This is a genomic window from Corynebacterium sp. HMSC034E11 (assembly GCF_001835905.1).
Taxonomy (GTDB): Bacteria; Actinomycetota; Actinomycetes; order Mycobacteriales; family Mycobacteriaceae; genus Corynebacterium; species Corynebacterium coyleae.
Genome location: NZ_KV826394.1, coordinates 455,701 through 466,262, shown reverse-complemented (window position 1 = coordinate 466,262; position 10,562 = coordinate 455,701). Strand labels below are relative to the sequence as shown.

11 protein-coding genes are annotated in these 10,562 nt (G+C 61.7%); 7 read left to right on the top strand and 4 right to left on the bottom strand.

Annotated elements, in window-relative coordinates; all coding sequences use genetic code 11:
- Positions 1-333 precede the first annotated feature (333 nt).
- The gene (locus HMPREF2690_RS06215) at positions 334-693 is read left to right on the top strand and encodes an RloB domain-containing protein (protein ID WP_083320322.1); all 360 of its coding nucleotides are present in this window, start codon (positions 334-336) and stop codon (positions 691-693) included.
- A gap of 14 nt (positions 694-707) precedes the next feature.
- On the opposite strand, the gene HMPREF2690_RS11935 is transcribed toward HMPREF2690_RS06215, so the two are convergent.
- The 4 genes from HMPREF2690_RS11935 to HMPREF2690_RS06195 form a co-directional block, all read right to left on the bottom strand.
- The gene (locus HMPREF2690_RS11935; RefSeq protein WP_141761209.1) at positions 708-893 is read right to left on the bottom strand and encodes a hypothetical protein; all 186 of its coding nucleotides are present in this window, start codon (positions 891-893) and stop codon (positions 708-710) included.
- Between the two features lie 65 nt (positions 894-958).
- Positions 959-2,089: a helix-turn-helix domain-containing protein gene (locus tag HMPREF2690_RS06210; RefSeq protein ID WP_070820406.1), complete on the bottom strand. Its 1,131-nt coding sequence runs from the start codon at positions 2,087-2,089 to the stop codon at positions 959-961.
- Complete coding sequence (locus HMPREF2690_RS06205; protein ID WP_070820405.1) at positions 2,055-2,741, bottom strand: hypothetical protein; 687 nt, start codon at positions 2,739-2,741, stop codon at positions 2,055-2,057. Before HMPREF2690_RS06205 ends, HMPREF2690_RS06210 begins: the two co-directional genes overlap by 35 nt.
- Before the next feature lie 365 nt (positions 2,742-3,106).
- Positions 3,107-4,663, bottom strand: coding sequence for an AbgT family transporter (locus HMPREF2690_RS06195; RefSeq protein ID WP_070820429.1), 1,557 nt, complete (start codon positions 4,661-4,663; stop codon positions 3,107-3,109).
- Positions 4,664-4,854: 191 nt separating this feature from the next.
- Here HMPREF2690_RS06195 and HMPREF2690_RS06190 point away from each other — a divergent pair, with 191 nt between their 5' ends.
- The 6 genes from HMPREF2690_RS06190 to HMPREF2690_RS06165 all read left to right on the top strand — a co-directional run bounded on the left by HMPREF2690_RS06190 (position 4,855) and on the right by HMPREF2690_RS06165 (position 10,499).
- Positions 4,855-5,520 (top strand): DUF4230 domain-containing protein, encoded by a 666-nt coding sequence (locus HMPREF2690_RS06190; protein WP_083320319.1) that lies wholly within the window; start codon positions 4,855-4,857, stop codon positions 5,518-5,520.
- A gap of 26 nt (positions 5,521-5,546) precedes the next feature.
- A complete protein-coding gene (locus HMPREF2690_RS06185) occupies positions 5,547-6,191 on the top strand; it encodes a hypothetical protein (protein ID WP_141761208.1) in 645 nt (214 codons plus the stop codon).
- Between the two features lie 110 nt (positions 6,192-6,301).
- The gene (locus HMPREF2690_RS06180) at positions 6,302-7,054 is read left to right on the top strand and encodes an NYN domain-containing protein (protein WP_070820402.1); all 753 of its coding nucleotides are present in this window, start codon (positions 6,302-6,304) and stop codon (positions 7,052-7,054) included.
- A gap of 21 nt (positions 7,055-7,075) precedes the next feature.
- Positions 7,076-7,873, top strand: a complete 798-nt coding sequence (locus HMPREF2690_RS06175; protein ID WP_070820401.1) for a serine hydrolase domain-containing protein — start codon at positions 7,076-7,078, stop codon at positions 7,871-7,873.
- Positions 7,874-8,125: 252 nt separating this feature from the next.
- Positions 8,126-9,568: a uridine transporter UriT gene (locus tag HMPREF2690_RS06170; RefSeq protein ID WP_371326014.1), complete on the top strand. Its 1,443-nt coding sequence runs from the start codon at positions 8,126-8,128 to the stop codon at positions 9,566-9,568.
- The gene (locus HMPREF2690_RS06165) at positions 9,549-10,499 is read left to right on the top strand and encodes a uridine-preferring nucleoside hydrolase UriH (RefSeq protein WP_070820400.1); all 951 of its coding nucleotides are present in this window, start codon (positions 9,549-9,551) and stop codon (positions 10,497-10,499) included. Before HMPREF2690_RS06170 ends, HMPREF2690_RS06165 begins: the two co-directional genes overlap by 20 nt.
- Positions 10,500-10,562 lie beyond the last annotated feature (63 nt).

Sequence of the window (10,562 nt, the reverse complement as noted above, 5' to 3'; positions counted from 1 at the left end):
ACACCAAACACCTCATGCACCAAACTGGAGGTGACCATGACGACCATCACCAGCTAACCGCATAATCCAAACCCCGAACTTCATACCGAGCCGAAAGCACAAACGGCTACACCACTAGACGGGACTTGACCTTCGCCGAATCAGGTTAGGGACTTTTTCATGCGCAAGGCCAGCGTTCCAAGCGGCCCAGACGAACTAAACAAACGTGCTGGGGCGAGAGAATCTCCCTGCCTTCCCCGGTACCAATTACCCGGAATACGGTAGTACCGGCTCTTCGGAACAGCGGTACCAAAAGCCTGCATCTGACAGGTAGCGCTTGACGAGGACGTCGCCATACCAGAGCAGATCGGCGAGGTATTTCAATGGGCAGCCGAGCGAAAGGACAGAGGCGTGGCGTTCAGCGTTCCCGCCTTCGAGGTGTGGCTGCTTCTTCACTACGCCGAAGCAAAGGGGCTGCGCTCCCAGAAAGATGTTGAAGCGGCGCTGAAAACGCATTGGCCAACCTTCACTAAAACCTCGAAGCCGAAGTTCACGATGGACCAGATACAGCAAGCGGTATCACGGGCTAGCCACAAAGTAGGCACTGAGTACGCATCGATCGAGGAGTTTGATGAGCAGGTTGGCCGTCATGCATCCGTCACCACGGTGCACCTGCTTGTGCAGCTCCTTTTGGCATCGCTTTACGGGAAGTAGGCGCCGCCAGCCGATTATGCGCGTTTGAAGCCGTCCCAAAACGCTTGCCACATCGTTGTTGGGCGTGAGCGCATCTCCTCGTCGAGGGCATCGCGCACCGCTTGGCGGGGGTCGGTGGTTCGCTCGTGGGCGGGTTCATTTGGCAACGCGTGAGGTTCGCATTTGTGGTTGTTACGAGCACCCCAGTTTCTATCTGCCACAATGTATCACCTCTTACTCATGGTCTTAAAGGAAACGGTGGCGGGTGCGTGGTTCGTTGTGCAGTTCATCGCACCACGCGAAGTGTTGGGCGGGACGGGGCGCTGGTTGCCGAGGCAGCGCTCGAGACCGTGTGGGGGTGGGCGCTGAGCATGAGGACGTGCAGGTCCTGTGGCGGTAGCTGAGTTTCGCCGGCGATGCTCGTGATGCTGGCGCCACCTTCGGGGGAAAGCACGTAATCGAATACGCGGGAGCGTTCGTATTGCAGTGTGCTGCCGGGCTCGTCGGTGCGGAAACCGCGCGCGGAGAGGGTGGTCAGGTGGAGGTGATATTCCCGCTCGCTGAGCTTGCCGTGCTGGTACGCGGCGCGAAGCATGGCCATGGCTGACACTTTCAACGCGGTTTTGAGGCGGAGGATGTCATCGAGGCTCGAGTGCAGCCGGAGGTGCGCGTGAACTATGCCGGGCGGGATGAGGAAGTCGGCAGCGAACTGGTTGGCCTCATCCTCTTCGCGTGCTCCGCTGCGTGGTTCGTCACTGCTGTGGAGTAGCAGGTGACCCAACTCGTGCGCGAGATCGAAGCGGGCGCCTTCGGGCGTGCGGCGCCGGGCGAGGAAGATAAACGGCTGCACGCCGTCCCACATGGAAAATGCATCCACCGCAGAGGCTGCCGGTGGTAGGCCCATGACGGCGATGCCGCACGACTCGGCGAGCTGAACTGAGTTTGGAACTGGTCTATCGCCGAGCTGCCAGATCGTACGCGCGTGGCAGGCTGCCTCCGCAGGCGTAAATCCGGTCAGATCCGGGAGGTTGGGTTCTGGGAAGTTGAAGTTGCTGCGAAGCCACGCCAAGAGCGTGCCGGCGTTTGCCCCGGATGCGATTGCAACGCTTTTCTGCCGCTGCGTTGCGCGGCTGCCGGCTCGAAAGAGTGTGGCGTCCATCGATGGGACTTCGAGTTCCTCGGAGAGGAAGTAGCCGTCGGTAAAGCCGAGTGCTGATTCAAGGCGCTTGAGTAGTGCCTCTGTGCGGGAAGGCGGTGGCCCCTCGTTCTCCCAGCGAGAAAGGGTTGCCGGGGCAATGTCGAGATCTGCAGCCAGCTCCGCTTTTGTGAGGCCTCGGCGCAGTCGCGCGACCGTAATTCGGGACGGCGAGATGCGGGCGGAGTTAGTCTCCGCTTGCTCGCGAGATTGTGAAATCAATGTCATCGTCCTCGGTCCCGAAAAGATCTGGCTGTGTCATAGCGAAATCCGGATGAATCGGCTTGAACAGAACTCTAACGTCCCATGCTTCGACTTCTCCGTCTTTGGAGATCGACGCCGGACGAGAGAATTCGCTCCGGAGTTCCTGGTGTTCCTCATCATAAAAGTACAGAAGTAGCCATTCACCTGGCGGGGGAGTGTGGCGGGCGTCAAGCGAATGAGCTGCAGGCGTAAAAACACCAAGTCCTATCTGTAGCTGGTTAGAGGCGTTGACCGACTGGATAGTGGAAACCCCTTTTCTTCGCGCCAAACCTGGTGCAGCGTCTCGGAGTCCGGTAGCTGAATTACCAGCGGCTGCGACGAACTTCATTTGGTTATCAACGTGGACTAGCAGCGGGCGGTTGTCCGGATTTGCTAACTTCCAGTTGTTGCCTTCGCAGTGGAACTTTCGGATGGCGAAGTTGGTCTCGGACCACTGGTAGAACCCAGGGGCAGTAACGGGATGGTAGATCTGGCAGTTTCGTCGCTGCGCTAGCCCCTCGGTGAGGGCAGTGGCTAGATAGTCAGCGTCGATGTCGCGTTTTGCGAGGTAGCCTTTCGCCTCGTTGGGCGGAATGATGGTCGTGTTCTCGGTGGGGGATGGCATGGTCATGGTGGCTCCTTCCAGCCTGGTTGGGTTTGGACCTGAAAGTAGCGCACGGTGTGGACATTCCCGTCGGCGATTAGAACAAGTGTTCTGGCAGGAAGCTGTGGTTAACCAGGCGGAAGAACCCGGGAAATCCCGGGAGGCAGGCTCGCCCCTAGATATACCTCGTAACCCAGACGGGGAATTCAAGGTGCTCCGCGGCGAGCGGTACTTCCAAAAAGTTTGGGATCTGCCAGTCGGGCACGCGTATGTGGAACTGATTGACTACGCGGACAACAACCGTTGCGACACGGTGTATTACCGGTAGGTCGCTCGTCGCAAAGCAAAAGCGCTGGGCATAACACCCAGCGCTTAATGTCGTGCGGTACTGACTATACCTCGTAGCCCATCGGGGAGCCGGGGCCGAGCGGGATGCCGGCGAAGTACCAGATCATGAAGAAGATGAACCAGCCTGCCAGCATGCACAGCGAGTATGGCAGGGCGAGCGACATCAGGGTGCCCACGCCGGCCTTCTTGTAGTACTTCTGCAGGAACGTCAGGGCGAGTGCGAAGTAGGGCGACATTGGGGTGATGATGTTCGACGGGGAGTCACCGATACGGAACAGCATCTGGGTGACCTCGGGGGAGACGTTGACGTACATCATCATCGGCACCACCACCGGCGCCATCAGCGCCCACTGGGCAGAGCCGGAAGTGATGAACAGGTTGATCAGCGCCACCATCACCACAAACGCGAGGAACAGCACCGCGTTCGGCAGATCCCACGCCTGCAGCAGCTCCGCGCCCTTGATGGCGGTCCAGGGGCCCAGGTTGGACCACTGGAAGTACGCCAGGAACTGGGCGACGGCGAAGAACAGCACCAGGATCGGCAGCATGGACTCTAAGCCCTTGGCCATGAACTTCGGCAGATCCGCGGCCTCCTTGACGGTGCCCACGATCAGGCCGTAGACCAGACCAGTGACAAAGAAGATCAGGGTGATCGGCACGGCAATCGCACGGATCAAGGGCGACTCCATGAAGCCCTCCTCCGGACGCGCGAACGGGGAGGCCGGGACCAGCAGCAGGACGAAGTATGCGACGAGGGCGAGCACCAGGGTCACGCCGGCCCAGGCGAGGCCCTTGCGCTCCAGTGGGGTCAGCGAGAGGTCATCGTCGTCGGTCAGGTGGGAATCGTCTGGCTGGGCGGAGTCGTTGATTTGGAGTTCGTCTTCGTCGATGTGGTCGTCGTCGATAAGCGCTTGCGCCTTCTTCTCCACATAAAACTCCGTCACCGCAGTGATTACCAGGGACAGCACAATGGCGGACGGGATGACGAAGAAGATGTTGGCAAGTGGGGAGACCTCATAGTTGGCGTCGACAAGTTGTGCCGCCGAGGTGGAAATGCCGGCGAGCAGCAAGTCCGTAATGTTCAGGATCAGCGAGGAGTTAAAGCCTGCCGACGACGCCGCGAACGCCACCATCGCACCCACCACCGGCGAGCGCCCAACCGCATGAAACGCCATCGCGCCCAGCGGAATGATGATCACGTAAATCGCATCAGAGGCGATCGAACCGGTCACGCCGGCAAGCGCGACCATGAACGTCAGCATCTTGCCGCTGACCTTGTCCACCATCGCGCGCACCATCGCCGCCAGCAGACCCGTCTGCTCCGCCACGGCGACACCAAGCATCACCGCCAGGATCACACCCAGCGGCGGGAACGCGATAAAGTTCTCCACCGCATCCGTGACCATGCGAGAAATGTTCTCGCCGGTCAGCAGGCTTTCTACGTTGATCTCTTCGCCGGAAGCGGGGTCGATGGCGGAGAGGCCCGCCTTGCTGGCAATCCATGAGGACACGACAACAACGCCGCTCAAAATGACAAACAGCCAGAACGGCTCCGGCAGCTTGTTGCCTATTCGCTCGATCCAGCCGAGGAAGCCGGTCATGCCGTCTTGTTGGTTCTGGTTTTGTTTTTCTTCGCGCTGCTTGTCGGCGCGGGTTTCGTCGATACGCGTGGAACCGGTCATCGTTATCTCTTCCGTGCGGTGGCCAGGTACATCCTTCAGCCGCGTACGCCCAAAGGTTCCAACGAGTGTACAAACCATTCGAATTCGGGGTGCAATTAAGATCACCAGATGTGAGTACCGCCCAAGAATTACACCTCTCGCCGCGCCAGCCCCGCCGCGGTGGCGTCGTTGTGACCTCCGTCATTACCTCAGTCATCGCCGTGTTGGCCGTGGCGGGGCTGCTGCTTGTCATGCTGCGCCCAGCCGTAATCGGAATGGGGGAGACGCGGGTGGATTCCACCACCATCGGGGCGTCATTCGAAGACATCGCCGAACTCTCCGTGGAGGAATACGTCTTCTCCGACGTGGGCAAGTTCGACCAAAAAGGCCTCGAGGTGCTCGGCATGCACGTGCCGTTTACGGGCCGCAACTTCCTTGTTACTTACGACGGCCGCGTCACCGCCGGCATCCGCGACACAACCGCCATCGACGTTTCGGTCGGCGCTTCGTCGATCGATGTCGTGCTGCCGCCCGTGGAGGTGCTCAGCGCCCACATCAACGCCGACAGCGTGCAGGTCTACGACCAGTCCATGAACCCCATCAACCAAATTCGTGTCGACGACGTCACCACCTTCATCGCCGGCCAAGAGGAAGCCGCGCGCGACAAGGCCGTGTCGCAGGGCTTGTTGGACCGCGCGCGGGAGCGCACCGAACACCTCGTACGCAGCCACATCGCCGCACTTGTGAAGGGGACCGAGCAGGAAGATTTTGACGTGCGGATTTCCTGGGCGCAGTAGCCGCTCGTAGTCTAGAGTTTCTGGCTATGTGTAAGTCTTTGGTGTCTGCGGCGGTTTGCTCGCTGGTTGTTTCTGTTGTTTCTGCTGCGTCGGTTCCGGTTGCCGGTGCGGCGTCGGCCGCGCCTGGTGCTGGTTCCGGCTCCGCCCAGTGCTCGATCGAGTACAACGCCGACCAGGTTCCGGCGCTCGCCGCGGGCGTACTTGGCGACGACCTCACCTTCTACAACGGCTCCCGCACCGACGCGCTTGCCCTGTGGGAGAAGAAGCAGACCGAGCTGCGTGCCAACATCGGCGAGAACGGCTGGGGCACACTTACCCAAATCGACGACGCTAAACTTTGGGAACCCGGCGTCACCGACACCTCAAGCGCGCTGATGCTTGACGACCTGAAGCACTCCTCGCGGGGTTTGACCGTCACCGCCGACAGCCCGTTTAGTCATTCCGAGGCCGCCTACCTTGCCAATGCCGCCTCGTACACCGCGCAGCGATACGCGGATTGCGGCAAGGATGTGAATAGGGTCATGCCGGTGGCGCCGTCGTCGATAAGCCTTGCCCTCGCCCCGAACCACATCGCGCTGATTGTCGTGACGCTGCTCGGCGTACTCGGGGCTGTGGGCGCCGGCGCGGAGGGCATGATCCCGGGCGTCACGCTGCCTGCGCTGCCGTTTTAGGTTGGATAGCCGAAAGGGTTGACAGACGAACCCAAAACGGTATACTCGCTCACATAGTTCCCCGCTATCTACGGATTGGCGGGGTTTTTAAATTCCGGGGGGGGGATCAGATGATTAACGCGTCACCGTCGCTCATGCCAAAGCGGAGGGGGAGCAGCACTTTAAATGCTGTCGTACTTATCGACTATCAGAATGTGCACATCACAGGCTGGGAAGTCTTTTCACGCGATGACGGCGTCGGGCTTCATGAAGCGTTGCTCGACCCAGCAGCCTTTGCCAAGAGACTTATTGCAGCTCGAAACGCGGCCAACTCCACTACGCCCCCTGCGACACTTGATTCGGTGAAAGTCTTTCGAGGTTTACCAAGTTCGATTCATGATCCCGATGCCTATCGGCGAAACCAGGATCAGAAACGGAATTGGGAATCGGATGGAGTCGAGGTGACCCTACGTCCGCTCAAATATCGGTACCAGCGCGATGGCCGAGGTAAGCCGATCATGGATGTCAATGGAAAGAAGACGTTGGCGGGACCACCTGAAGAGAAAGGTGTCGATCTGATGGTGGGACTCGCTACATTGCTAGCTGCGCAGCGCCCAGACATTGGTCTAGTAGTTTTGGCGTCGCACGATAGTGACATGGGTCCGGTTGTAGATACCGTGCACGATTTGCACGTAACCGACCCAAAGGCAGTCGCGCGGATTGAAACAGCCAGTTGGTTCGTTCCCCGCAACGACTCTGATCCTGGATTTCAGTCGAAGATCCAGCCGGGCTTGGATGCGCAGAAGAAACGTCGGCATGTGTGGAACACGCGGATGGGGGAACTCGACCACATTGCGAGCCTGGATACCCGGCTGTATCGATGACTCGCCACGTAGGGTGGGGCCATGCAGCTCGAGAAGTTTTTCCAGGATTGGCCGGTTGACAATGTGGCGGGTGCGCTCGTCGGTAGGCAAGAGGCGTCGTTCGGCGACACCGCGCGCGTCTTCGAACTGGCCAGCGTGACCAAACTCCTCTCCGCGTACGCTGTGCTCCTCGCGGTTGAAGAAGGGGCATTTTCGCTTGACGACGATGCCCGCCCCGAAAACGCCACCATCCGCCACCTCCTCTCGCATGCCGCTGGCGTCGGTTTCGACTCCCGCGAACCGCAAAAGGCGCCGGGGGAGCGTCGCATCTACTCGTCGGCGGGGTACGAAATCCTCGCCGACATCGTCGAGGAAACCACCGGCATCACCTTCGCCGACTACGCCCGCGAAGGCGTCTTCGAACCACTTGGCATGACCGACACCGAGATCTACGGCTCGGCGGGCCACGGCGGGCGCTCCACTGTCGCGGACCTTTCGCGCTTCGCCGCCGAACTACTCGAGCCTCGGTTGCTTGACCCCTCGACGGTGCGCGAGGCGTTTACGAACCAGTTCGGTGACCTGCGCGGCGTCGTCCCCGGCTACGGCATGCAAAAGCCCTGCCCGTGGGGCCTCGGCTTTGAGATCAAGGGGGAGAAGTCCCCGCACTGGACCGGCAACGGCATGCCCGCCGACACCGTCGGCCACTTCGGCATGGCCGGCACCTACCTGTGGGTCGCCGGCGACCAGGCCTGCGTGGTGCTCACGGACCGCGACTTCGGCGACTGGGCCAAACCCCTCTGGCAGGAAACCAACACGGCGCTGTGGGAGGCGCTGGCGTAGGGCGCCTGCGCGCGTGCGGCGCGGGTGCGGCGCGGCGGATTTGTTCATGTGCAGGGCTCGATATGCGTAACTGCAGGTGAGGGCGTTTTCGGAAAAATCGAGCGATTTGAGCCGAAACGCTGTGACCAGGGATTACGCATATCGAGCCCTGCATATGAACGGAAAGGCGCTGCTCGAGGGGCGCTCGCAATGCTCGGCGACGCACCGGATCCGAGGCAAGCGGAGCGCAAAAGGCTGTTTTACACTGCACGCATGACTATGGCGAACACCTCGCTACCAGCAGCGGGGCAGAAACTTCCGACCAACCAGGTCGTGCCCCTGATGACAGCGCTGCTGGTGGCTGTCTTCGCATTCCAACTCAACGCGTCCATGTTGTCGCCGGCGCTGGCGACCATGGAGGTCGAACTTGACGCGACCACCGCGCAGATCGGCATGACGCAGACGGCGTTTTTCACCGCCGCCGCTGTGTTTGCTCTGTTTATGCCGCGTTGGGGTGACTTGATTGGGCGTCGCAAGGTGTTGGTGACCATGATGGCGGTCACGGTGATCGGCTCGGTCGTGGCGGCGCTGGCGACGAACGTGACCATGCTGTTCATCGGCCGCGTCATCCAGGGTGTGTCCGGCCCGACGGTGGCGCTGACGTCGGTCATGCTGCGCCAGGCTGTGCGTGAGGAGAAGCAGTTCGCGTTCCTGGTGGGCATTCTGACCTCGGTTAACGGCGGCATCGCGGGTGTGGACGCGCTGCTGGGCGGCTGGCTTACCGACGCCTTCGGCTTCCGCTCCCTCTTCTGGGTCATCGGTGCCTCCGCACTCATCGCCGTGTTCGCGGTGCAGTTCGGTGTGCCGGAGACCAAGTCGAATGAGTTGCAGCCGATGGACTGGAAGGGCGTCGTCGGCCTGGTTATCGGTGCCGCCGCAATCCTGACCGCGCTGAACATGGCCGGCGAGCTCGCCGCCGCCAACTGGGTCATGGTCATCATCCTGCTGGCCATCGGCGCGGCGTCGCTGGTGTGGTTCTGGCGCACCGAGAAGTCCACCCCGCACCCGCTGATGTCCACCGAGCTGCTCACCCAGCGCCGCACGTGGGCGCTGCTGCTCACCACCACCCTGACCATGACCGGCGTGTTCGCCGTCATGAACGGCCTCGTGCCCAACCTTGCGCAGGACGCCGAGGCCGGTCCGGGCATGTCCGCCGGTGTCGTGTCCTGGTGGACGCTGACCCCGTACGCGCTCGCCGGCCTCGTCATGGGCCCCATCGCCGGTTGGCTTGCCGGCCGCGTGGGCTACAAGATCATCCTGCAGATCGGTATCGCGGGTGCGGCGTTGTCGGTGCTGTTCGGTGTGGTAGTCGTCGGCAATGCAACGCCCGCGCTGCTGCTCGCCATGTCGATTCTCGCCGGCATCACCTACGCGGGCATGGGCAACATCATGCTCGGCTCGCTTGGCGTCGTGCTCGCGCCGAAGCACAACCAGGGCTACCTGCCGGGGCTCAACGGCGGCGCGTTCAACCTGGGTGCGGGCCTGTCGTTCACGATCATCTTCGCCGTGTTCACAGCCACGAACGGCAGCTACCACGCGGGCATGATCACGGGCGCGGTCCTGCTCGGCTGCGCGTTCGCCGCGTCGTTCCTCATCCCGAAACCGGAGACCATCCCGGACACGCTCGCCGCCGAGGATGTGGCTGCCCGTGCGTAAGATCATCATCGACTGCGACCCAGGCCACGACGATGCCGTCGCCATCCTGCTCGCCCTTGGCAATCCAGACATTGAGCTCCTTGGCTTAACGACGATCGGCGGCAACCACACCATCGATAAAGTCACCCACAACGCACTCCAAGTGCTGACTATCGCCGGGGCCACCAACGTGCCGGTCTACCGGGGTGCGACGCGCCCGCTTATCAACGAGGTCGTCACCGCCGAGGACATCCACGGCGACACCGGCATGGAAATCCACAGCTACGACCTGCCCGAACCGGCAGTTGGGGTGGAGGATGAGCATGCGGTGCGGTGGATCGTCGATACGCTGATGCGCGAAGAACCCGGCACCGTGACGTTGGTTCCGACCGGACCGCTGACCAACATCGCGCTGGCCGTGCGCATGGAACCACGGATCGTCTCGCGCGTGCGCGAAGTCGTGCTCATGGGCGGGGCGTACGGCACCGGTAACTGGACCGCGTCCGCCGAGTTCAACACGTGGGTGGACCCCGAGGCCGCCGCGATCGTCTTCGGCGAAGACTGGCCCGTGGTCATGGTCGGCCTGGACCTTACCCACCAGGCACTTGCCACCCCGGAGGTGGAGTCGCGCTTCGCTGCGCTTGGCACCTCCGCCGGCGACTTCTGCGTCGGACTCATCGACGCCTTCCGCCGCAACTACAAAGACGCCCAAGGCTTCGACAACCCACCAGTTCACGACCCCTGCGCCGTCGCCTACGTCATCGACCCCTCCGTCGTCGAAACCGTGGCCGTGCCCCTGTCCGTGGAGCTGTCGGGTGCGCTAACCCGCGGGCGGACGATCGCGGATTTCCGGGTGCTCGACCCGTCCGACTGCAACACGTCCGTGGCCACGCGCCTGGACGTGGAGCGCTTCTGGGACCTCGTCATCGACGCAGTCCAGCGCCTGGGGTAGGGGCAGGCGCTTCAGGCGCAGACCTGCCCCGTCTTCTCGGCCAAACGGCACATTTCGCTGATT

Bases quoted from the DNA above. Each gene is read 5' to 3' on its own strand.
- HMPREF2690_RS06205 (WP_070820405.1), bottom strand. From the start codon at position 2,741: ATGACCATGCCATCCCCCACCGAGAACACGACCATCATTCCGCCCAAC.
- HMPREF2690_RS06195 (WP_070820429.1), bottom strand. From the start codon at position 4,663: ATGACCGGCTTCCTCGGCTGGATCGAGCGAATAGGCAACAAGCTGCCG.
- HMPREF2690_RS06185 (WP_141761208.1), top strand. From the start codon at position 5,547: ATGTGTAAGTCTTTGGTGTCTGCGGCGGTTTGCTCGCTGGTTGTTTCT.
- HMPREF2690_RS06180 (WP_070820402.1), top strand. From the start codon at position 6,302: ATGATTAACGCGTCACCGTCGCTCATGCCAAAGCGGAGGGGGAGCAGC.
- HMPREF2690_RS06175 (WP_070820401.1), top strand. From the start codon at position 7,076: ATGCAGCTCGAGAAGTTTTTCCAGGATTGGCCGGTTGACAATGTGGCG.
- HMPREF2690_RS06170 (WP_371326014.1), top strand. From the start codon at position 8,126: ATGACTATGGCGAACACCTCGCTACCAGCAGCGGGGCAGAAACTTCCG.
- HMPREF2690_RS06165 (WP_070820400.1), top strand. From the start codon at position 9,549: ATGTGGCTGCCCGTGCGTAAGATCATCATCGACTGCGACCCAGGCCAC.